The organism is Rubrivivax rivuli (assembly GCF_004016505.1).
Classification (GTDB): Bacteria; Pseudomonadota; Gammaproteobacteria; order Burkholderiales; family Burkholderiaceae_C; genus Rubrivivax; species Rubrivivax rivuli.
This window is the reverse complement of sequence record NZ_SACR01000001.1, coordinates 234,256-256,327: the sequence shown is the minus strand read 5'-3', so window position 1 is coordinate 256,327 and position 22,072 is coordinate 234,256. Positions and strand designations below refer to the sequence as shown.

General features: G+C 70.5%; 20 protein-coding genes. 2 read left to right on the top strand and 18 right to left on the bottom strand.

Features of this window, described 5'->3' with window-relative positions; all coding sequences use genetic code 11:
• Nucleotides 1-48: 48 nt before the first annotated feature.
• From mnmA to EOE66_RS01070, 6 genes are all read right to left on the bottom strand, one after another.
• Nucleotides 49-1,272, bottom strand: a complete 1,224-nt coding sequence (gene mnmA, locus EOE66_RS01095) for a tRNA 2-thiouridine(34) synthase MnmA (protein ID WP_259376383.1) — start codon at nt 1,270-1,272, stop codon at nt 49-51.
• A 25-nt stretch (nt 1,273-1,297) separates the two neighbouring features.
• Nucleotides 1,298-1,552, bottom strand: a complete 255-nt coding sequence (locus tag EOE66_RS01090) for a hypothetical protein (RefSeq protein ID WP_128226847.1) — start codon at nt 1,550-1,552, stop codon at nt 1,298-1,300.
• Between the two features lie 116 nt (nt 1,553-1,668).
• A complete protein-coding gene (locus EOE66_RS01085; RefSeq protein ID WP_128226846.1) occupies nt 1,669-2,640 on the bottom strand; it encodes a M14 family metallopeptidase in 972 nt (323 codons plus the stop codon).
• Between the two features lie 11 nt (nt 2,641-2,651).
• A complete protein-coding gene (locus tag EOE66_RS01080; protein WP_128226845.1) occupies nt 2,652-3,569 on the bottom strand; it encodes a phosphoribosylaminoimidazolesuccinocarboxamide synthase in 918 nt (305 codons plus the stop codon).
• A gap of 84 nt (nt 3,570-3,653) precedes the next feature.
• Nucleotides 3,654-4,733: a serine hydrolase gene (locus EOE66_RS01075; RefSeq protein ID WP_164884950.1), complete on the bottom strand. Its 1,080-nt coding sequence runs from the start codon at nt 4,731-4,733 to the stop codon at nt 3,654-3,656.
• Nucleotides 4,734-4,851: 118 nt separating this feature from the next.
• On the bottom strand, nt 4,852-7,668 hold the full coding sequence (locus EOE66_RS01070) for a TonB-dependent receptor (protein WP_128226843.1): 2,817 nt from the start codon (nt 7,666-7,668) through the stop codon (nt 4,852-4,854).
• 248 nt (nt 7,669-7,916) lie between these two features.
• Between EOE66_RS01070 and EOE66_RS01065 the strand changes: the two genes are divergently transcribed.
• The gene (locus EOE66_RS01065; protein WP_259376373.1) at nt 7,917-9,263 is read left to right on the top strand and encodes an MFS transporter; all 1,347 of its coding nucleotides are present in this window, start codon (nt 7,917-7,919) and stop codon (nt 9,261-9,263) included.
• Nucleotides 9,264-9,294: 31 nt separating this feature from the next.
• Here EOE66_RS01065 and EOE66_RS01060 read toward each other — a convergent pair whose 3' ends face one another.
• From EOE66_RS01060 to EOE66_RS01010, 11 genes are all read right to left on the bottom strand, one after another.
• Complete coding sequence (locus tag EOE66_RS01060) at nt 9,295-9,945, bottom strand: YidB family protein (RefSeq protein WP_375137454.1); 651 nt, start codon at nt 9,943-9,945, stop codon at nt 9,295-9,297.
• The gene (locus tag EOE66_RS01055; protein WP_128226841.1) at nt 9,833-10,561 is read right to left on the bottom strand and encodes a 16S rRNA (uracil(1498)-N(3))-methyltransferase; all 729 of its coding nucleotides are present in this window, start codon (nt 10,559-10,561) and stop codon (nt 9,833-9,835) included. Before EOE66_RS01055 ends, EOE66_RS01060 begins: the two co-directional genes overlap by 113 nt.
• 5 nt (nt 10,562-10,566) lie before the next feature.
• Nucleotides 10,567-11,904: an amidase gene (locus EOE66_RS01050; protein WP_128226840.1), complete on the bottom strand. Its 1,338-nt coding sequence runs from the start codon at nt 11,902-11,904 to the stop codon at nt 10,567-10,569.
• A gap of 35 nt (nt 11,905-11,939) precedes the next feature.
• Nucleotides 11,940-13,571 carry an AMP-binding protein gene (locus tag EOE66_RS01045; RefSeq protein ID WP_310733084.1) on the bottom strand — a complete coding sequence of 544 codons (1,632 nt, stop codon included), beginning with the start codon at nt 13,569-13,571 and terminating at the stop codon, nt 11,940-11,942.
• 159 nt (nt 13,572-13,730) lie between these two features.
• The gene (holA, locus tag EOE66_RS01040; RefSeq protein ID WP_128226838.1) at nt 13,731-14,813 is read right to left on the bottom strand and encodes a DNA polymerase III subunit delta; all 1,083 of its coding nucleotides are present in this window, start codon (nt 14,811-14,813) and stop codon (nt 13,731-13,733) included.
• A gap of 17 nt (nt 14,814-14,830) precedes the next feature.
• Nucleotides 14,831-15,307, bottom strand: a complete 477-nt coding sequence (locus EOE66_RS01035; protein WP_310733083.1) for an LPS-assembly lipoprotein LptE — start codon at nt 15,305-15,307, stop codon at nt 14,831-14,833.
• Between the two features lie 10 nt (nt 15,308-15,317).
• On the bottom strand, nt 15,318-17,966 hold the full coding sequence (gene leuS / locus EOE66_RS01030; protein WP_128226836.1) for a leucine--tRNA ligase: 2,649 nt from the start codon (nt 17,964-17,966) through the stop codon (nt 15,318-15,320).
• A gap of 46 nt (nt 17,967-18,012) precedes the next feature.
• The gene (locus tag EOE66_RS01025; RefSeq protein WP_128226835.1) at nt 18,013-18,444 is read right to left on the bottom strand and encodes an ExbD/TolR family protein; all 432 of its coding nucleotides are present in this window, start codon (nt 18,442-18,444) and stop codon (nt 18,013-18,015) included.
• A complete protein-coding gene (locus tag EOE66_RS01020) occupies nt 18,445-19,101 on the bottom strand; it encodes a MotA/TolQ/ExbB proton channel family protein (protein WP_128226834.1) in 657 nt (218 codons plus the stop codon).
• A gap of 19 nt (nt 19,102-19,120) precedes the next feature.
• Nucleotides 19,121-19,936 carry a 4-hydroxy-tetrahydrodipicolinate reductase gene (dapB, locus tag EOE66_RS01015; protein ID WP_128226833.1) on the bottom strand — a complete coding sequence of 272 codons (816 nt, stop codon included), beginning with the start codon at nt 19,934-19,936 and terminating at the stop codon, nt 19,121-19,123.
• Between the two features lie 9 nt (nt 19,937-19,945).
• A complete protein-coding gene (locus EOE66_RS01010) occupies nt 19,946-20,446 on the bottom strand; it encodes an outer membrane protein assembly factor BamE (protein ID WP_245478847.1) in 501 nt (166 codons plus the stop codon).
• Between the two features lie 220 nt (nt 20,447-20,666).
• On the opposite strand from EOE66_RS01010, the gene fur reads away from it, so the two are divergent.
• A complete protein-coding gene (gene fur, locus EOE66_RS01005) occupies nt 20,667-21,098 on the top strand; it encodes a ferric iron uptake transcriptional regulator (RefSeq protein WP_128226831.1) in 432 nt (143 codons plus the stop codon).
• Nucleotides 21,099-21,114: 16 nt separating this feature from the next.
• Here the strand turns inward: fur and hprK are convergent, their stop codons facing one another.
• Nucleotides 21,115-22,071: an HPr(Ser) kinase/phosphatase gene (gene hprK / locus EOE66_RS01000; RefSeq protein ID WP_128226830.1), complete on the bottom strand. Its 957-nt coding sequence runs from the start codon at nt 22,069-22,071 to the stop codon at nt 21,115-21,117.
• Nucleotide 22,072 lies beyond the last annotated feature (1 nt).

Sequence of the window (22,072 nt, the reverse complement as noted above, 5' to 3'; positions counted from 1 at the left end):
AACACCCATCATCATGGCGAAGGCGCAGTGCTGCAGGCGCCCGGGCCTTCAGGTCGCGCGTGCGTTTTTCACGGCCGACGGGCGCCGCTGTCGACCGCGAGAGCCCCGTGCCCGCAGCGGCTGGGCCGGCACCAGCGGTGGCGTGGCTGCGCGTGCGATGACGCCGCCGCCGAGGCAGACCTCCCCGTCGTAGAGCACGGCGCTTTGGCCGGGGGTCACGGCCCATTGCGGTGTGTCGAATTCGAGGCGCAGCACCCCGGGGCCGGGCAGGGCCAGGCTGCAGGCGGCGTCGGTCTGGCGGTAGCGGGTCTTCGCCGCCAGCACACCCGCGGCCGGGGCCTGGCCAGCCACCCAGCTCAGGTCCTCGGCTTCCAGCCAGGGGCTCTGCAGCCAGGGGTGCGCGTGGCCCTGCACCACGTGCAGGGTGTTGGCCGCCACGTCCTTGTACGCCACGTACCAGGGTGCGTGCACGCCCTCGGCGGCGGCCTTGTCGGCGCCGTCGAAGTTCTTGCCGCCGATGCCCAGGCCCTGGCGCTGGCCCAGCGTGTAGAAGCTCAGGCCCACGTGCTGGCCGAGTTCACGGCCCTGGTCGTCGAGCATGGGCCCGGGGGTGTGGCTGAGATAGCGGTTGAGGAACTCGCGGAAGGGCCGTTCGCCGATGAAGCAGATGCCGGTGCTGTCCTTCTTCTTGGCGTTGGGCAGGCCTATCTCGGCCGCGATGCGCCGCACCTCGGTCTTGTGCAGCTCGCCCACCGGGAACAGCGTCTTGCTCAGTTGCGCCTGGTTCAGGCGGTGCAGGAAGTAGCTCTGGTCCTTGGCCGGGTCCAAGCCCTTGAGCAACTGGAAGCCCTCGGCGGTTTCACGCACGCGGGCGTAGTGCCCTGTAGCGATCTTCTCGGCGCCCAGGCGCAGCGCATGATCGAGAAAGGCCTTGAACTTGATCTCGGCGTTGCACAGCACATCGGGGTTGGGCGTGCGCCCGGCGCTGTACTCGCGCAGGAACTCGGCGAAGACGCGGTCCTTGTAGTCGGCCGCGAAGTTGACGTGCTCGAGCTCGATGCCCACCACGTCGGCCACCGCGGCCGCGTCGACGAAGTCGATGTTGGACGAACAGTAGGCGCTGTCGTCATCGTCTTCCCAGTTCTTCATGAAGATGCCGACGACGTCGTAGCCCTGCTGCTTCAGCAGCCAGGCGCTGACGGCGGAATCGACGCCGCCGCTCAGGCCCACCACGACACGCTGCTTCTTCATGCGCCGGATTATCCGGCGCAGCCCGCGGACTGCGGGCGCGCGGGCCTCAGCAAGCCAGCGCGGGGGAGCGCTTGCGGATCAGCTCGCGGGCGCGGTTCATCGCGTACTGCATGGCCTCGTCGGCCGAGGGCCAGCGGTAGCCGCAGGCCAGGCTGTCGTCGCGGAAGGCGACGCCGGCATCGATGCTGCCGCCCTGCATGCGCTTGAGCACCATGGCGGCGATGTAGCCGTCGCCCCGGGTGGATTCGACGGCGCCCACGTAGATGCGGTAGTCGCCCTCAAAGCTTTCGCTGAATTGCATGCTGATCTCCTCGGCCCGGTCTGTGTGTGTGCGCAGAACGGTCGAAATGATCGACCCGCGAAGGTGGGCCTCGCATCCCTCGGCAGAGGGAAACCACCTTCAGGGGGAGGCAGGCTTCAAACGATGGGCCGGCGGCTCGGCTGTGCGAGGTAGAACCACTCGTGCCCGGGCTGCGCGCCGACATCAGGGAAGACGATGTAGCCGGCCTGCGGCGCGCGCAGTTCGCTGCCGTCGGCGCGCACGGCGATGAGCTCGCCTTCGGCCAGCGGGTCGAAGCTGGTCCAGGTCTTCACGAAGCGGTCGCCTTCGGCGTGGCGGTCCACCACCTCGGCCAGCGCCAGGCATTCAAACGGCCGCATGGGTGGGGCCAGCGGCGTGTCGGTGTGCCCCAGCAGCGCCAGGGTCTGGCGGATGGCGCGGTAGGCCACGTGCTCGCCTTCGGGGTCGTCGTGCTGGCCGCATTCCAGCGTGACGCCGTAGCCGCCCTGGCTGCGCATGTACTCGGTGGTGCCGACGCCGTAGCTCGGGTCTTCGTGCACCGCGCCGGGCGTGAGGCCCCGTTCGCGCCGGCGCGCCACGCCGGCGGCGTAGGCGCTCATCCAGCCTTCGACGATGCGGTTCACGCCCACGTGCGCGGCCAGCTGGGCCTCGGCCGCCGCATGGCGGAAGGGCTCCAGCGGGCCCGTGTTGTCGGCCGGGCCGCGCATCACGAAAGGCCGGCCCGGGCTGCGGAAGCTGTGCAGGTCGAGCAGCACGTCGTGCTCTGCCAGCAGCGGGCACAGCACGTTGGCGATGCGGTCTTCGAAGTCCTGCGGCGTGGCCGTGGGCTGCAGCCGCCGGTTGAGGTTGCGCTCGCCCATGCGCCGCACGTGGTTGTAGGCCAGCGGGTTGCACACGGGCACGAAGGTGACGACGCCGCGCACGATCTCGAGCTCGCCGTGGTCGATCTCGGCCAGCACGCGGCGGATGCCTTTCGTGCCCGCCACCTCGTTGCCGTGCACCGCGCCGGTGACGATGAGGCGCGGCACGCTGGCCCCGCCCTGCAGCCCCGTGATGCGGTGGCTGCGCAGTTGCTGGTTGCTGATCATCGCCAGGGTCCTCAGGCCGCCGGCCCGCACAGCAGGCGGTGCGCGCGGGCGTAGCGTTCGTGGATGCCGAGGATCACGTCTGCCGGCAGGTCCAGCGCGGCCTGCTCGGCACCGCCCGTGACGCCGGTGCTGGCCAGCCAGTCGCGCAGCGGCTGCTTGTCCAGCGCGGTGATGCGGCCTTGCGCCAGTTCGTCGGCCAGCCAGAAGCGCGAGCTGTCGGGCGTGAGCACCTCGTCCATCAGCGTGAGGGTGCCGTTTTCGTCGAGGCCGAACTCGAACTTGGTGTCGGCGATGACGATGCCGCGCTGCGCGGCGTGGTCGCGTGCGGTCGTGTAGATCTGGATGGCCATGCTGCGCACCTCGGCCGCGCGCGCGGCGCCGAGCAGCTTCTCCAGCTGCTCGAAGCTGATGTTCTCGTCGTGGTCGCCCACGGCGGCCTTGGTGGCCGGCGTGAAGATGGGCGCGGCCAGCGGCGTGCTCATCTGCAGCCCCGCAGGCAGCGGCTGGCCGCAGACCGTGCCGCTCTTGGTGTATTCCTTCCAGCCCGAGCCGGCCACGTAACCGCGCACCACGGCCTCGCAGGGCAGCGGTTGCAGGCGTTTCACCAGCATGCTGCGGCCCTGCACCTGCGCCACCTCGTCGGGCGCCACCACGCTCTCGGGCGCTTCGCCGGTCAGGTGGTTGGGCACCACGTCCTTCAGCAGCTCGAACCAGAAGAGCGCCATGCCGGTGAGCAGCTTGCCCTTGCCAGGCACGGGCGCCTTCATCACCACGTCGAAGGCGCTCAGGCGGTCGCTGGCCACCATCAGCAGGCGGTCGTCGCCCACCGCGTAGAGATCACGCACCTTGCCGCGCGCGATCAGCGGCAGCGAGTGCAGGGTGGTGGCGGGCACGGCGGGGCCGAGCGAGGCGAGCGTGGGCTGGGTCATGGCGGGGCGGCGCGGTGCGCCGGTTCGGGCTGCGGTCTGCCCGCTATTGTCGTCGGCGCACGAGGCCGGCCGTGGCCCCGGCGCTCAAGACCAGCGTTCCAGCAGCCCGCGCAGCGCGCCGCCCAGCGCCGGCAGGCGCCAGGTGGTGGCGCAGCCCTCGTGCGCCGCGTATCGGCGGCCCAGGTTGCTGAGCACGGCCACCAGGTAGTGCGCCCCATCGGCGTGCACGATGCCGGCGTCCGAGGCGTAGTTGTCGGTGGTGCCGGTCTTGTGCGCGAAGCGGGGCGCGTCGGGCAGGCCGCGCACCCAGCCTTCGTGGCGCTGCAGGCTGCCGCTGGAGAGCACCTCGTCCAGACGCTGGTGGCGCAGCACCGCATGCAGGTGGCCGCGCGTGGCGTCGCCCAGCAGGCGCATGCCGAAGGGCAGCCAGGGCGGCGGTGGTGCCGCGGCGTCCAGCAGCCACAGCAGGCGCACGGTGTCCCAGGCCGTCATGTGGATGTGGCCGACGCCGGCGCCGTCGGCATTGCGCCAGCCGCCGGCGGGCGTGGTGTTGTTGAGCTGCAGCGTGTGCAGGCCCAGTTCGGCCAAGCGCTGGTTCAGCAGGGCCACAGCGCCCACGGCGTGCAGCTGCGCCACGCAGGCATCGGTGGCGGCGTTGTCGCTGACGGTGATCATCGGTTCCAGCGCGGCCGGCCAGCCCGCGAGCAGCCCGCGGTCGATGGCCAGGCCGAGGCCCACGGCCACCAGCAGCTTCAGCAGCGAGGCCGGGTAGGGCGCCGGGAAGCGCAGCGCGCCGGCGGCCAGCGGCGGCGCGCCGGTGCGCTGCAGCGGCTGCCAGGGCAGCGCGGCCCAGTCGGCGCCCGGCGCCCAGGCGATGGACTCGCGCGCCGGCGGCGGCCCCTGCAGGTCTTGCAGGAACTCGATGTTCTGCACGGCGCCGGCCTCGCGGCCGATGTGCGCCACCACGCCCTGCGGGTGCTCGCGCGAGAACAGCACGTTGGCCCAGCGCGGCGGCTCGTCGGGCGGGAAGGCCACCACCGCCAGGTCGATGCTCGGGTGCTGGCCCACGGGTGCGCCGCCCTGGGCGCTGTCGGGCGTGGCCGCGAAATCCTGCAGGAGAACGGCCTGGCGCAAGGCTTCGGCAAAGGCGGGGTGGACGTGCATGGGGGAATGTCTCCGGGCAAACATCAGGGGCGCCGTCTTGCTGCGGCTGGCCCAAGAAAAAAAGGGGCCTCGTGCGAGGCCCCTTCGGGTCAGGGTCGGTGCGCTGCGGGCAACGCGTTCAGAAGAACTTGTAGCCGAAGGACAGCTGCACGGTGCGGCCGCGCGGGTCGGCCACGCGGGGGTCCCAGCCGGCGCCGATGACGTTGTCGACGTTGTGCCAGGTGAAGGGCGGTTCCTTGTCGAACAGGTTGATCACGCCGGCCGTGATGGTGAGGTTCTTCACGCCCGAGTAGGTGGTGAAGAGGTTGGTCACGAAGTAGGGCTCCACCGTGCGGCTGAAAGGCGCGTTGGCGGTGTAGGGTGCGCGGTTCTCGTCGTCGTAGCTGCTGCTCCAGCGGGCCGACAGCGTGGTGTTCCAGGCGCCCTTCTTGTAGGCCAGGCTGCCGTCGATGCGCCACGGCAGGTACAGCGTGACGTTGCTCCACTTGCCCACGAATTGCTGCAGCGGCTGGCTGGCGATCAGGCGCTCCTTGTGGCTGATCATCTTCGTGCCGTTGAGCTTGGCCGTCAGGCGGCCGCCGCCCACGTTGCCGATGCCGGTGACGTTGAAGTCCAGGCCCTTGGTCTCGCTCTGCGCCGCGTTCACCCAGCCGGCCTGGATGTACGACACGTTGCCGTTCGCGTCACGGATGAAGTTGCTGGTGAACAGGTCGTAGTTGGCGATCATCAGCGCCGGCGAGAGCTGGCGGATGCGGTCGTCGAGCTTGACCTGCCAGTAGTCCATGCCCACCGAGAACCAGCTCAGCGGCTGGAAGGCGAAGCCGATCAGCGCCTGTTCAGACGTTTCGGGCTTCAGCGTGGGGTTGCCACCCTGGCGGTAGGGCAGGCTGGCGCGCGTGCACTGCGTCGGGTCGATGGGGTTGGCGGGGTCGGCGCAGCGCACCGGGTCGCGGAAGGTGCCGGTCAGCGCCAGTTCCACGGTGCCCAGGTTCAACTGCTGCGGCGTGGGTGCGCGGAAGCCGGTGTTGGCCGACGCGCGCAGGATGAAGGTGTCGGTGGGCTGCCAGCGCAGCGCGATCTTCGGGTTGGTGGTGCCGCCGATCTGCGAGTAGTTGTCGTGGCGCACGGCCAGCTGCATCGACAGCGACTTGAACACCGGCACCGCCAGTTCGGCGAAGACGGCGTTGATGTCGCGCGTGAGCTTGGGCGAGCTGGCGTTGCCCGGGCAGCCCATCACCGAGTTCGGCAGCGCGGCATTGGCCGCAGTGAAGGTGCTCACGCAGGTGAAGCCCTGCGTGCCGGAGAACTCGTAGCCCTCCTTGCGCGAATCGAAGCCCACCGCGAAGTCCAGGCTGCCGGCCGGCAGCTTCATCAGCGGGCCGGAGACCGAGCCGTCGAACTGCGTGACGCTGGTCTTGCCGCCGAAGACGCGGCCGCGGGCCTGCGTCGATTCGATCAGGTCCTTGGCCTGCTGCGTCTGCTGCTGGCCCGGCTGCAGGAAGGGGTTGATGATGCCGCTGGCCAGGGCGTCGACCAGCTTCTGCGTGAAGGCGTAACCCTGCTTCAGGTAGGTGTCGCCCTTGGCCTGGCCGCTGGAGGCGCCAACGCGGTAGCTGTAGGCACCGAAGTCGCCTTCAGCGCCCAGCGCGATGCGGGTGTTCTCGCTCTTGTTGGTGTTGGTCCGGTAGCCCCAGTCGTTCATGCGCAGCCGGTAGGCGATGGGCAGCGTGGGGTTGAACTGCGTGGCGCCGACCAGCGTGCGCATGTTCAGGTAATGCGGGCTGGTGGGCTGGAGGTGCGTGAGGGCGTTCGACGTGGTGCTGAACTGGAAGGGCGTGTACTCGCCGTCGATCTCGGTGCGCGAGCCCACCAGTTCCAGGAAGCCGACGTGGTCGCGGGCGATCTTCACCTGGCCGCGGGCGACCACGTTCCAGCTCTCGCGCGGGGCGCGCAGCATGAACTGGCGGCCGTAGTCGGTGCCGCAGCGGTAGCGGCTGTTGGCGTTGGTGTAGCCGAGGCGGTCCCAGAGCGTCGCGTTGGCGGCGAGTGACACGCCGAAGGGCATGCCTTCGCACTGCCCCTGGATCGCCAGCAGGTTGAGGTTCGTGTAGAGCGTGGTGTCGCCCGTGCCGACCACGCTGCCTGTCGTGGGCAGTGCGGTGCCTGCTGCACCGATGATGTTGGCGTGCGGGGCGCTGGTGGTTTCGGGAGAAAGCTGGCGGCCCGGCTGGTAACCGGAGGCCCACTCGCGATCGATGCCGCGCAGGATCTGCGCCTTGTCGTAGGTGACGCTGGAGAGGAAGTTCCAGCCGTCGCTGTCCATGTCGCCGAAGCCGAAGCTCAGCGTCGCGCGCTTGGCGCCGCCACCGCCCTTGGCCTCGGGCTCGGAGATGGTGCCGCCGATGGCCGCACCCTGGTAGTTCGACTTCAGGATGAAGTTGATGACGCCGCCGATGGCGTCGGTGCCGTAGATGGCCGAAGCGCCGTCCTTCAGCACCTCCACCCGCGCGATCGCCGACATCGGGATGGCGTTCAGGTCGACGGCCGAGCCGCTCTGGCCGTGTGTGCTGATGCGCCGGCCGTTCAGCAGCACCAGCGTGCCGGTGGGGCCCAGGCCGCGCAGGTTGGCGAAGGCCGCGCCGCCGGTCAGGCGGTCTTGGTCAGGGCCGAAGACGGTGTTGCTCGACACCTCGTTGTTCGTGTTGGCCGAGTTCGCACCCAGCGAACCCAGCAGGTCCTGGGCGGTGACCAGGCCCTGCTGCTCGATCTCTTCGGCGGTGATGACCTGCACCGGCAGTGCGCCCTCGGCGGCGATGCGCTTGATGCTCGAGCCGGTGATGACGATGCGTTCGGGCTTGGCCGGCACGGTCTGCGCAACGGCATGCGTGGCCAGGCCCAGCAGGGCCAGGCTGCCAACGATGGTCTTGAGTTTCATCGGGGTTCCTCGGGAGGGTTGGTCAGGCGCCGGGTCTTGCAGCCGGTTCGCTCGGGGTGGCACACCTTGTGACAGTGTTGCCGCTCAGCATACGGCGGCCCATCAGTGATAACCAATGTTCGGCGGTTGGAAGCCCATAACCGCAGGCGATGCGGCATCCGTACAACAGTGTTTGGACACCGGCGAGGCCGCCAGCCGGCCCCGGAACCGTGTGAACATCGCGGCCTGCGCCGCTTGCCGACAGCCCCTTGAGCACCTCCGCCGCCCCCTCCGTACCGCCCCCGCCGCCTGCCGCCCCCACGCATCCCTGGCGCTGGATCCCCACGCTGTACTTCAGCCAGGGCCTGCCCTATGTGGTGGTGATGACGCTGGCCGTGGTGATGTACAAGAACCTGGGCGTCAGCAACACCGACATCGCGCTGCTCACCAGCTGGCTCTACCTGCCCTGGGTCATCAAGCCCTTGTGGGGCCCGGTGGTCGACCTGCTGGGCACCAAGCGGCGCTGGATCGTGGTGCTGCAGTTCCTGGTGGGCGCGCTGCTGGCCATGGTGGCGCTGGCGGTGCCGGCGCCGGCCTTCCTGCAGATGACGCTGGTGGTCTTCTGGCTGATGGCCTTCGCCTCGGCCACGCATGACATCGCGGCCGACGGCTTCTACATGCTGGCGCAGCCGGCCTCGCAGCAGGCGGCCTTCGTGGGGGTGCGCAGCACCTGCTACCGACTGGCGATGATCGGCGGCCAGGGCGGGCTGGTGTACCTGGCGGGGCATCTGCAGCAAACCACCGGCAACGTGGCCACGGCCTGGGCCTGGGTCTTCGGGCTGATGGCGGCGTTTTTCGTCACCGTGGCGGTGTGGCACCACTTCGTGCTGCCGCGCCCGGCCAGCGACCGCCCGGTGCCGCGCAGCGCCACCTTCTTCGCCGATTTCGCGGCCGTCTTCGTGGCCTTTTTCAAGCGGCCCGGCGTGGCGCGCATCCTGGCCTTCCTGCTGCTCTACCGCTTTGCCGAGGCGCAGCTGCTGAAGCTGGTGACGCCCTTCCTGCTCGACCCCCGCGAAGCCGGGGGCCTGGGCCTGACGACGCAGGACGTGGGCATCGCCTACGGCACCTTTGGCGTGGGCGCGCTCACCCTGGGCGGCCTGCTGGGCGGCTGGCTCATCAGCCGTGGCGGGCTGAAGAAGCTGCTGTGGCCACTGGTGTTGTGCATGCACCTGCCCAACACCGTGTACGTGGCGCTGGCCGTCTGGCAGCCCACCGGCCTGGTGCCGGTGGCCGCGGCCATTGCCACCGAACAGTTCGGCTACGGCCTGGGTTTCACCGCCTACATGGTCTACATGCTGATGATCGCCGGCGGCCATGACGGCACCGCGGGCACCGACGGCGCCGGCGGCGAGAACCCCAACAAGACGGCGCACTACGCCCTGTGCACCGGCTTCATGGCCCTGGGCATGATGCTGCCGGGCATGTGGGCCGGCTGGCTGCAAGACCAGCTCGGCTACACGAACTTCTTCATCTGGGCCTGCGTGGCGACGCTGCCCTCGTTCGCGGCCGCGGCGCTGCTTCGCATCGACCCGGCCTTCGGCAGGAAGGCCGAGTGAAGGCCGATTGAGGGCCGATTGAAGGCCCGCGTCAGCGCTTGCCGAGCAGCCCGCCCAGCAGGCCACCGAGGTCGCCAGCGCCAGCGCCGCCACCTCCCCCGAGCAAACCGCCCAGCATGCCGGCGAGGTCGGCGCCGCCGCCCTGGCCCAGGCCTTCCGGCAAGCGGCCCTGCGGGCTGAGGCCGTCCACCACCTGCGGCAGCAGCTGGGCCAGCATGCCCAGGCCCTGCTGGGGGTCGATGCCGAGCTGCCGCGCGAAGCCGGCCACCGTGTCGCCGCCCAGGGCCTGGCCCAGCGCATCGGGCGAGATGGCCTGGTTCGGACCGGTGGAGATCCACGAGGCCACCGCGTCGCCCAGGCCGCCCTGCTGCAACTGCTGCAGCAGCGCGGGCAGGCCGCCGCTCTGGTTCATCAGGCCCATCAGGGCTTGCAGGGGGTCTGAACCGCCGGCGCCGCCGGCCTGGGCGCCGAGGGCGCCGATCACTGAGTCGAACAAGCCCAAGGGGCCTCCTGCGGTGTGGTTGTGAAGTGGTGTGACTGTGCCCGAAGTCCGGCACCCGGCCGCAGCCTCAGGCCACCGCCTGCAGGCCCAGCCAGGCCAGCACCGCCAGCGGGGCCGTGTCGGCGCGCAGCACGCGCGGGCCCAGCGCCACCGGGCGGAAACCGGCGCGACGTGCCGCAGCCTCTTCGTCAGGGGTGAGGCCGCCCTCAGGGCCGCTGAGCGTCAGCACCGGGCTGGCCTCGGCGGGCACCAGCAGGGCCAGCGGCTGCGCATCGGGCTGCAGGCTCAACAGCAGGCGCGTGCTGGCGCCGGCAGGGGGCAAGGCGGCCAGCCAGGTGCCCAGGTCTTGCGCCGCGCCCACGGCGGGCACGCGGGCGCGGCCGCACTGCTCGCAGGCGCCCTCGGCGATGGCCTGCCAGTGCTGCTGCTTGCGCTGTGCGCGCTCGCCGGCCAGGCGCAGCACCGAGCGCTGGCTCATCAGCGGCTGCACGCCGGCCACGCCCAGCTCGGTGGCTTTTTCCACCAGCGCGTCCATGCGCTCGTTGGCCGGCATGGCCAGCGCGATGTGCACCGCGCGCGGAAGTTCGCGCTGCACGGTTTCGGGCGTGCCCAGCTGCACACGCACCTCGCTGCGGCCCACGGCCAGCACGGTGGCAGGCCAGTCTTGGCCGCTGCCATCGAAGAGGCGCAGCGTGTCGCCCGGCTGCACGCGCCGCACCTGCGCATGGCGCGCGGCGCCCGGCGGCAGGCTGAGCTCGGTGCCGGCCTGAAGCGCTTCAGGAACGAACAGACGCATACGGCTCAGCCCCGCCGCAGGACGGCTTCCACCGCCAGCGCCACGCCGGCCAGCGCGGCGTCGTGCCCGCCGGGGGCGGCCAGCATCAGGCCCACCGGCAGTTCGCCGGGCGCCTGGCAGGGCAGCGTGAAGGCGCAGCCGTCGAGGAAGTTGATGAGGAAGGTGTTGCGCAGCAGCAGGGCGTTGCTGCGGAAGAAGGCCTCGTCATCGTGCAGCAGCTCGGCGATGGGCGGCGCCAGGATGGGCACCGTGGGGCAGATCAGCGCGTCGAAGCCGGCCAGGCGCTGCGTGGTGCGCAGGACCCACTCGTGCCGGCGCTGCTTCAGCAGGGTGTGGTCGTCCACGCTCACGCCCTCGCCCAGGGCAATGCGGCGCGCGACACGGGGGTCGAACAGCTCGCGCTGCGTGGCCAAGGCCTCGCGGTGCACTTCGTAGGCCTCGATGGCCGCGAAGCCGCCGCGCGCGTTGATCTGCGCCACCTCGGCCAGTTCGGTCAGCGGTACGGGCACGATCTGCGCGCCGGCCTGCGACAGGCGCTGCAGCGCGCCTTCGAAAGCCGTGGCCACGGCGGGCTGCAGGGCGTCGAGCACCACGGTCTGCGGCAGCGCCAGGCGCAGGCCACGCACGCTGCGCGCCGGCACTTCCAGTGGCGCACCGGCCAGCACGCCATCCACCAGCAGGCAGTCGGCGACCGTGCGCGCCATGGCGCACGCGGTGTCGAGCGTGAAGCTGAGCGGAAAGGTCCCGTCCAGCGGCGTGCGCGCCTGCGTGTTCTTGAAACCCACCAGCCCGCACAACGCCGCCGGCACGCGGATGGAGCCGCCGGTGTCGGAGCCCAGCGCGGCCACGGCCTGGCCCAGCGCCACCGACACCGCCGCGCCCGAGGACGACCCGCCGGGGATGCGCGCCACCGCGGCATCGCACGGGTTGCGCGGCGTGCCGTGGTGGGGGTTCATGCCCACACCCGAGAAGGCGAACTCGGTCATGTTCGTCAGGCCGGTGATCGCGGCGCCGGCACGCTGCAGCCGCGCGACGGCTTCGGCGTCGCGCAAGGCCGCGGGCGCGCCGCGGCGCTGCACCGAGCCGGCCAGCGTGGTACGCCCCGCGATGTCGTAGAGGTCCTTCACGCTCACCGGCAGGCCGGCCAGTGGGCCCTGCGCCTGGCCGGCGGCGAGCGCGGCATCGGCTGCTTGTGCCGCCGCGCGCGCGCGTTCAGGCAGCAGGGTCGTGTAGACGCTCGCGGCGGCGGGCCCGCGCGCTTCTTCGAGCACCCGCTCGATGAGCGCGGCGTGGGCCCCTGGGGTGGCGAGGGTGGCGCGGAGTTCGGTGATGGCAGGCAGCATGGGCTGCGAGCTTAGCCGGCAAGCGTGATCCCGGTTCACCCCGTCTCGCGCAGCGCCCGGCGCAGCACCTTGCCCACGGTGCTCTTGGGCAACTGGCTGCGGAACTCGACCACCCGCGGGCGCTTGTAGCCGGTGAGGTTGGCTTCGCACCAGGCGCGCACGTCGGCCTCGTTCGGCCGGCCGGCGCCCCCTTGACGCACCACCACGGCCTTCACGAGTTCGCCGACACGCGCGTCGGGCACGCCGATGACGGCGCACTCCTGCACGCCGGGCATCTGCGCCAGCACGTCTTCCACCTCGCCCGGGTAGACGTTGAAGCCGCTGACGAAGATCAGGTCCTTCTTGCGGTCGACAAGGCGCAGCCGGCCCTGTTCGTCGAGCATGCCGATGTCGCCGCTGCGCAGCCAGCCGCCGGGGGCCATCACGCGCGCCGTCTCGTCGGGGCGCTGCCAGTAGCCGGCCATCACCTGCGGGCCGCGGACGGCGATCTCGCCGGCGGTGCCGGCGGGCACCTCTCGCCCTTCGTCGTCGAGCAGCGCCACCTCGGTGCCCGGCAAGGGCACGCCCAGGTGCCCGCTGTAGCCGCGGGCATCCACCGGGTTGCAGCACACCGAGGCCACGGCTTCACTCAGGCCATAACCCTCGCACAGCGCGCAGCCGGTGCGGGCTTGCCAGGCGGCCGCGGTGGCCGGCTGCAGCGCCATCGCGCCGCCCAGGCACAGCACCAGCGAAGACCAGTCCACCCGTTCCAGGCCCGGGTGGCGCAGCAAGGCGGCGAACAGCGACTCGACGCCCGGGAAGGCGTGCACGCGGTGGCGTTCCAAAGTCTTCAGCAGCGCACCGGTGTCCTGCGCCTGCGGCACCAGCAGGCTGCAGCCGCCGGTGAACAGCCCCAGCAGCGCGACGATGTGGAAGCCGTAGGCGTGGTGCAGCGGCAGCGCCGCCACCGTCAGCGGCTGCTCACCGGCAGGGATGCGCGCCAGCGCCGGGGCATACCAGGCGCGGCTCTGCACCAGGTGCGCCACCACGTGCCGGTGCAGCAGCACCACGCCGCGGCTGGGCCCGGTGGTGCCCCCGGTGTACTGCAGCACGGCGATGTCGTCGGGGCCCAGCGCGGGCCGCACCAGCCGGGGCTGCAGGCGCCGGCCCTGGGCCAGTGCCGCCATCAAGGGCACGGCCATCGGCAACCGGAAGCTGGGCACCAGCTTGCGCACGCGGCGCGACACCTGGTTGACCAGCGCGCCCTTCAGCGGCCCGAGCAGGTCGCCCAGGCCGGCCAGCAGCACGTGCTGCACGGGCACCTGCTCCAGGGCTTGCTGCAGCGTGGCCGCAGCCTGGTCGATGACGACGATGGCGCGCGCGCCGGCATCCTTCAGCACATGCTCGAGTTCACGCGCGCTGCTTTGCGGGTCGACGTTCACCACCACCAGCCCGGCGCGCAGCACGCCCAGCGCGGCCACCAGGAAGCTGGGCGTGTTGGGCAGCATCAGGACCACACGCTCGCCGCGCGTCAGCCCCTGGGCCTGCAGCCAGGCGGCCAGTTGCAGCGAACGTTGGTCGAGCTCGGCGTAGCGCAGGCTGCGCCCCAGGCAGATGCAGGCGTTGCGGTTGCGGTGCGTGTGCAGCGCCTCGTCGAGCAGCGCCACCAGCGAGGGCCAGGCGTCCACGGCCACCTCGCCGGGCACGCCAGCGGGGTATTGCCTGAGCCCAGTTGTCGCCATCCCCACCCCGCGCTGTACCGGGGCGGATTCTGACGGCTGGCTGACAACCGGCCATCCGGAGCTTTCCCATCAGGGCCGACCCGTGGCCGGCCCTGTGGCCGGGCCTCAGGCCTGCAGGGCCAGCGAGGGCGCGCGTGCCGGCACGCCGTGGCGTGTGTGCTGCATCGCCATCAGCATCAGGCGGCGCAGCGCGTCCCAGGGGTTGTGCGGCCACTCGGGGTGCTTCAGGCCCTTGACGATGCCGTCGCAGATGCTGGCGGCTTCCAGCAGGTGGGCCAGCTGGTGGCCGGCCAGCAGCGGCAGCACGCGCTCGAAGAGCTTTTCCTTCAGGCCCCAGGCGCGGGCTTCGCGCAGCGCCAGCGGCATGGGTTTGCCGTCGTCGAGCGCCGCGCGGGCGCGCGCCAGGTTGCGCAGGTCGTCGGCCAGCGTCCAGTGCACCAGCACCGCGGCTTCGCCTTCGTGGCGCAGGCCGTCCAGCACGCGCAGCGCACGCGGCACGTTGCCCGTCCACACGGCTTCGCTGAGCTTGGCGGTGTCGAAACGCGCCACGTTCAGCACCGCGGCTTCCACCTGTTCGAAGCTCAGCTCACCCGGCGGGTGCAGCAGGCCCAGCTTCTGCAGCTCTTGGTGGGCGGCCAGCAGGTTGCCTTCCACGCGGTCGGCAAAAAACGCCAGCGTGCGCTGGCCTTCCTCGCCGGCGCGCACGCGCTGGCCCTGGCGCTGCAGGCGCTGCGCCAGCCAGGCGGGCAGGGCCTTGCGGTCCAGCGTTTCCACGCGCACCGTGGTGCCGTGGCTGTCGAGGGCCGCGAACCACGCGGCCTTGAGCTGCTGGAAATCGAGCTTGGGCAGCGTCACCAGCGTCATCACGTCGTCGCTGAGCTGCTCACAGTAGCGTTGCAGCATCTCGCTGCCTTCCTTGCCGGGTTTGCCGGAAGGGATGCGGATTTCGATCAGCTGCTTCTCGGCGAAGAGGCTCATGGCCTGCGCCGCGCCGAGCACGCCGCTCCAGTCGAAGTGCGCGCCGCTGACCGTGAAGACCTGGCGCTCGGTGTAGCCGGCCGCGCGCGCGGCGGCGCGGATGGCGTCGCCGGCCTCTTGCGAAAGAAGAGGCTCGTCGCCATGGATGGTGTAGACGGGCTTGAGGCCGCGGGCGAGCTGGGCTTCGAGCTGTTCGGGGCGGATCTGCATGGTGCGCTGGGGGGAGTTCAGACCTGCACCGCGGCGAGGCGCCGAAGCACCTGGCCGACCAGGTCGGCCTGCATCTCGCGGAAGAGCTCGGCCTCCTCAAACTCTTTGGCCAGGGCCGCGGTTTCGCTGTAGCTCAAGTCGCGCTGCAGCAGCAGCTCCGAGCGCGCGATCAGCTCGCGCCCCGCCGGCGTGTGCGCGCGGAAGTTCAGCTTCAGCCGCAGCTGCAGTTCGCGCACCTGCGCGGCCGAGGTGCTGGCCACCACGCTGCGTTCGCGCTGGTCTTCCAGCGCGTGCAGCACCACCTGGGCGCGGGCGGGCGTGTCGAGCACCCGCACCTGCTGCAGCAGCTGGCGGCGCAGCTCTTCGGCCAGCGGCGAGCGGGGCGCAAATCCCGTCAGCGAGATGCTCTCGAAACCCAGGCGCGGCGGCCGGCGCAGCTCGAAGCCGCAGCCAGCCAAGGCGCCGGCCGGGGCCAGCGCCAGCGCTGCGCGCAACCAGCGGCGTCTAGACGACCACATTGACCAGCCGGCCCGGCACGATCACCACCTTCTTTGCGCTCTTGCCTTCGGCAAAGCGCTGGAATTCGGGGCTGGCCAGCGCCGCGGCCTCGATCACCGTGCGGTCGGCGCCAGCCGGCACGCGGATGCTGCCGCGCAGCTTGCCGGCCACCTGCAGCATCAGCTCGATCTCGTCCTGCACCAGTGCGGCTTCATCCACGGTCGGCCAGGGGGCGCCGACGATTTCGCTGCCGTGCTTCTGCACAAAGCCGAGTTGCTGCCACAGCGCGTGCGTGATGTGCGGCGCGGCCGGGTAGAGCGCGCGCAGCAGCAGGCCGAAAGCCTCTTGCGCCACTGCCGCATCGGCCGGCGTAGCGGCCAGCTTGGCGTCTTCGATGGCGTTGAGCATCTTCATCGCGCCCGAGATCACGGTGTTGTATTGCAGGCGGTCGAAGTCGCTGGTGATCTGGCGCAGCAGCAGGTGCATCTCGCGGCGCAGCGCCGCGGCAGCGGGGCTGGCGCCTTCGAACGAGGCTGCCGCCGTGGCCAGCGCCGGCGCGAGCTTCACGCCGCTGTTCCACAGCCGGCGCAGGAAGCGGTAGCTGCCCTCGGCGCCGCTGTCGCTCCAGGCCGCACTCTGGTCGGGCGGGCCGGCGAACATGGTGAACACGCGCGCGGTGTCGGCGCCGAACTTGGCGATGATGTCTTTCGGCTCGACGACGTTGTTCTTGCTCTTGGACATCTTCTCGATGCCGCCCAGGCTCACGGGCAGGCCGTCGGCCTTGGCGGTGGCCGAGACCGGCGCGCCGCGCTCGTCGTACTGCACCTCCACTTCGCTCGGGTAGAACCAGCGCTTCTTGCCGCCGACCTCTTCACGGTAGAAGCTTTCGTTGAGCAGCATGCCCTGCGTGAAGAGCTTGGTGAAGGGCTCGCTGAAGCTCACCAGGCCGAGGTCGCGCATGGCCTTGGTCCAGAAACGCGCGTACAGCAGGTGCAGCACCGCGTGCTCGATGCCGCCGATGTACTGGTCCATCGGCATCCAGTACTCGTTGCGCGCGTCCACCATGGCCTGGTCGCTGCCCGGGCAGGCATAGCGCATGTAGTACCAGGCGCTGTCGACGAAGGTGTCCATGGTGTCGGTTTCGCGCTTCGCCGGCTTGCCGCACTGCGGGCAGGCCACGTTCAGGAAACTCGCGCACTTGTTCAGCGGGTTGCCGCTGCCATCGGGCACCAGGTCTTCGGGCAGCACGACGGGCAGGTCTTGCTCCGGCACCGGCACGCTGCCACAGCTGTCGCAATGGATGATCGGGATGGGCGTGCCCCAGTAACGCTGGCGGCTGATGCCCCAGTCGCGCAGGCGCCAGGTGGTCTTCTTCTCGCCCAGGCCTTTTTCCGCCAGCACGGCGGCGATGGCATCCACGGCGGCCTTGTAGGGCAGGCCGCTGTAGTTGTCGCTGTTGACGGTGAAGCCGCGGGTCTTGTCGCCGTACCAGTCTTGCCACTGGTCGTAGCTGAAGGTCTCGCCGTCGATGGCCACCACCTGCAGCATCGGGATGCCGTACTTCTTGGCGAAGGCGAAGTCGCGCTCGTCGTGCGCGGGCACGCCCATCACGGCGCCGTCGCCGTAGCCCATCAGCACGTAGTTGCCCACCCACACCGGCACGTCCTGCCCGGTGATGGGGTGCTGCACGTGCAGGCCCAGCGGCAGGCCGGCCTTTTCCTTCAACGCCAGCTCGGCTTCCGTCGTTCCACCCTTCTTGCACTCTTCGATGAAGGCGGCCACCTGGGGCTGCGTGGCCGCGGCCAGTTGCGCCAGCGGGTGCTCGGGCGCCACGGCGCAAAAGGTCACGCCCATGATGGTGTCGGCGCGCGTGGTGAAGACGTAGAGCTTGCCGTCCTGCACCAGCTGGCCATCGGCGCCCGTGATGCGGTGCGGGAAAGCGAAACGCACGCCCTCGCTCTTGCCGATCCAGTGCTCCTGCATCAGGCGCACGCGCTCGGGCCAGCCTTCCAGGTAGTGCGGTACGGTGTGGTCGTTCACGCCGCTGAGCAGCTCTTCGGCGTACTGCGTGATGGCCAGGTAGTAGCCCGGGATCTCTCGTTTTTCAACGAGCGCACCGCTGCGCCAGCCGCGGCCGTCCACCACCTGTTCGTTGGCCAGCACGGTCTGGTCGACCGGGTCCCAGTTGACGATCTGCGTCTTCTTGTAGGCGATGCCCTTCTCGAGCATCTTCAGGAAGAACCACTGGTTCCACTTGTAGTAGCTGGCGTCGCAGGTGGCCAGCTCGCGGCTCCAGTCGAAGGCCAGGCCCAGCGGCTGCATCTGCGCCTTCATGTCGGCGATGTTGGCGCGTGTCCAGGCCGCCGGCGGCACGTTATTGGCCATCGCCGCGTTTTCGGCCGGCAGCCCGAAGGCGTCCCAGCCCATGGGCATGAGGACGTTGTAGCCCTTCATGCGCAGGTAGCGCGCCATCATGTCGTTGATGGTGTAGTTGCGCACGTGCCCCATGTGCAGCTTGCCGCTGGGGTAGGGCAGCATGCTGCAGGCGTAGAACTTCGGGCGCGAGGCGTCTTCGGTGACGGTGGTGGCGCCGCTGGCCTGCCAGTGGGCTTGCGCGGCCGATTCGACCTCGGCGGGGACGTATTTGTCGTTCATGCGCCGATTCTACGAAGCGGCCTCGGCGGAACGACGTCGCTTTCGTCTACTTCGCGGGCGCTTCGGTCACCAGGCCGATGCGGTTCAGCCCGGCGGCCTGCACCCAGCCCATCACCTCGGCCACGCGGCCGTAGGGCACACGGCTGTCGGCGCGCAGCTGCACCTCGGTGCCGGGGTCGCGCTGCGCGGCTTCGCGGCTGCGCTGCGTGACCAGGGCCTGCGCCTGCGCGGCGTCGAGCTTCTGTTCACCCAGGTAGAGCTGGCCTTGTTCGTCGATGGCCAGCACCAGCGTGGCGGCCGCCTCGGTGGGTTCGCCGGCCTCGGCCTTGGGCAGTTCCAGCTTCAGGCTGCTGGCCATCAGCGGCGCGGCGATGATGAAGATCACCAGCAGCACCAGCATCACGTCGATGAGCGGCGTCATGTTGATCTCGCTCATCGGCTTGGCGCCGGGGTTGCGCTCGAGCCGACCGAAAGCCATTCAGCCCTCGCCGCTGCCAGGCAGCATGACTTCTCGCAGGTCGTGCGCGAAACCTTCGAGCTCGGCCTCGCAGGCGGCCACCCACTTGCCGAACACGTTGTAGGCCAGCACCGCCGGCACGGCCACGGCGATGCCGGCGGCCGTCATGATCAGCGCCTCGCCGATGGGACCGCTGACCTTGTCGATGCTCAGGTTGCCGGTGGCGGCGATGCCGGCCAGCGCGTGGTAGATGCCCCAGACGGTGCCGAAGAGGCCCACGAAAGGCGCCGTGCTGCCGATGCTGGCCAGCAGCACCTGGCCCCACTGCAGGTGCGCCACGGCGCGGTGCAAGGCGTCGCGCAACCGGCGCGTGAGCTGCGAGGCCACCTGGCCCGCGCCTTCCAGCGTGCCGGGCGCGGGCTGCGCCAGGGCCGCATCCAGCAGCGGCAGCAGCACCTGTTCGCGGTCCATCGCGGCCAGGCGCGTGCGGCCATCGGGCAGTGAAGCCGCGTCCCAGAAGGCCGGCACGGCGCGGGCGATGTCGGCCTGCGCACGGCGCAGCAGCCAGCCCTTCCAGAAGATCAGCACCCAGGCCGCCACCGACATGGCCAGCAGCAGCAGCGCCACTGCGCGGCCCACGCCGTCGCTGGCGTTCCAGAAGGTGCTCAGGCCTTCCATGCCGGGTGCGGACGCTGCTTCAGGCCAGGTCCAGCACGTCGGCCATGCCGTAGAGGCCCGCCTGCCCGGCGGGCAGCGCGGCCAGGAAACGTGCGGCGCGCAGGCTGCCGTCGGCGTAGTTGGCGCGGCTGCTGCTCTTGTGCGCGATCTCCACGCGCTCGCCGGCGCCGCAGAACATCACGGTGTGCTCGCCGATGATGTCGCCGCCGCGCACGGTGGCAAAGCCGATGCTGCCGGGCGTGCGTTCACCGGTGTGGCCGTGGCGCGTGAACACGCCGTTGGCGTCCAGCGTGGTGCCGCGCGCGGCGGCCAGCACCTCGCCCATGGCCAGCGCGGTGCCGCTGGGCGCATCGACCTTGTGCTTGTGGTGCGATTCGACCACCTCGATGTCGTAGCCCGGGCCCAGCGCCAGCGCGGCGTCGCGCAGCAGGCGCAGCATCACGTTCACGCCCACGCTCATGTTGGCCGAGAAGACGGTGGCTTGGGCGGTGGCATGGGCGGCGATCTGCGCCTTCTGCTCTGCGCTGAAGCCGGTGGTGCCGATGACGGTGCGCACGCCCAGCTCGCGGCACACCGCCAGGTGAGCCAGCGTGCCCTCGGGGCGCGTGAAGTCGATGAGCACCTGCGCGCCGGCCAGGCCTTGATGCAGGTCGGCGGTGACGTTCACGCCCGTGGCCTTGCCGGCGTGCAGGCCGGCGTCCTGCTCGAGGGCCGGGCTGCCGGGCACGTCGAGCGCTCCGCTCAGGCGGCAATCGGGGCTGGCGAGCACGGCGTCGATGAGCATGCGGCCCATGCGCCCCCCGGCGCCTGCAATGGCAACCTTGATCGGCGGCATGCCGGACGCTCAGCTCTTTTCCAGCGGCGGGTACTCGCGCACCGGGCCCATGGGCTCGGCGGCCGGGGCTTCGCGCTTGGGCGGCACGGGCAGTGCGGCGCGTTCGGCCTCGGTCAGTTCCAGCTTGGGCGGCTTCACGTCCTTGAAGCGGCTGATGCTGGCCACGAACTCGCGCTCGGAGGGCAGCTTGGGCGCGTCGATGGACTTGACCGTGTCGCCGTCGAAGAACACCACCACGCTGCGGCGCTGCGCCTCGGCGCCGGGCCGGCGCAATGTGAAGATGTAGTCCCAGCGGTTGGCGTGGAAGGGGTCGGTCATCAGCGGCGTGCCCAGCACGTCGCGCACCTGCAGCCGCGTCATGCCGGGCTTGATGGCCGCCGCCTGCTCCTGGGTGATGGCGTTGCCCTGCACGATGTCGATGCGGTAGGGCGTGATCACGCCGAACAGGCTGTCGGTGCGCTGCAGCGATTCACACCCCGCCAGCAGCGCGGCTGCGGCGAGAAGGCTCAAGAGGGGGGTCGGGCGTGGCATGGGGCGTTCGGGAGGACGTGCTGCAGCGCCGCTGGAGAGGCGCGATGGGCTGCTGAACCTGCGTTCGGTGCCGGGCCCAGTGCGGGCAGCGGCGGCTGCGCTGGGGTCACGCCCGGCTGGCTATGATCGACGCATTCTAGCGAGGGGCCTGCGCCCACGACGGCAGCGGCCCCGCCGCCGGGCTGCGATGGAGAAGCTGATGACGCGTCTGGACGAACTGAAAAGCAGCGGCTTGAAGGCCACGCTGCCGCGCATCAAGATCCTGGAAGTCTTCCAGCGCACCGAGCGCCGCCACATGACGGCCGAAGACGTGTTCAAGGCCCTGCTCCACGAAGGGGCCGACATTGGCCTGGCCACCGTCTACCGCGTGCTGATGCAGTTCGAGCAGGCCGGCTTGCTGAGCCGCAGCAATTTCGAGAGCGGCAAGGCCGTCTTCGAGCTCAACGAAGGCGAGCACCACGACCACCTCGTTTGCCTGGACTGCGGCCACGTCGAAGAGTTCTACGACGCCGAGATCGAGCAACGCCAGCGCGCCGTGACCGTGTCTCGCGGTTTCGAACTGCAGGAGCACTCTCTGTCGCTCTACGCGCGCTGCACGCGCCAGAACTGCGAACGCAAGGGCGCCAAGTAGCACCCGGGCGCCGGGCTCAATCGAGCCCGCCGCGCTCCATCGCGGCCTGGTGCCGCTTGATGAATTCCTGGTAGGTGTCGATGCCGCGCAACTGCAGCACGGTGTTGCGCACCGCGGCTTCCACCAGCACCGCCAGGTTGCGGCCGGCATCCACCGCGATGACCACCTTGCGCACCGGCAGGCCCAGCACTTCTTCGTTCAGCGGCTCGTAGGGCAGGCGCTCGAACTCGCGCTCCATGGTCTCTTTGCGCACCAGGTGCACGATGAGCTTCAGGCGCATCTTCCGGCGCACCGCGGTCTCGCCGAAGATGGCCTTGATGTCCAGCAGGCCGATGCCGCGCACTTCCAGCAGGTTCTGCAGCAGCGCGGGGCAGCGGCCTTCCAGCGCCGTCTGGCTGATGCGGAAGATGTCCACCGCGTCGTCGGCCACCAGGCCGTGGCCGCGGCTGATGAGTTCCAGCCCCAGTTCGCTCTTGCCCAGGCCCGATTCGCCCGTGAGCAGCACGCCCAGGCCCAGGATGTCCATGAACACGCCGTGGCGCGTGACACGCTCGGCGAAGTGCTGGCCCAGGTAGCCGCGCACGACGTCGATGACGTGGCCGGCCGATTGCTGCGTGACGAAAAGCGGGATCTCGGCGCGGTCGCACATCGCCACCAGGCGGTCGGGCGGCACCTGGTCGTCGGCAACGATGATCACCGGCGGCTCCAGCGTCACGATGCGCGAGATGCGGCGCTCCTGGTCGTCAGGGGCGCTGGCCAGCAGGTAGGCCACCTCGCGGCGGCCGACGATCTGCACCCGGTAGGGGTGGATGTAATTGAGGTAGCCCACCAGGTCGGCCGCGCTGCGCGCGTCGCGCACGGCGGCGTCGTCGAAACGGCGGTCGGGGTGGGCGTGGCCGGCGATCCACTCCCAGCGCATCGCCTCGCGGTGGGCTTCGAACAGCGCCTCAGCGCTGATCGACGTGGGCTTCACG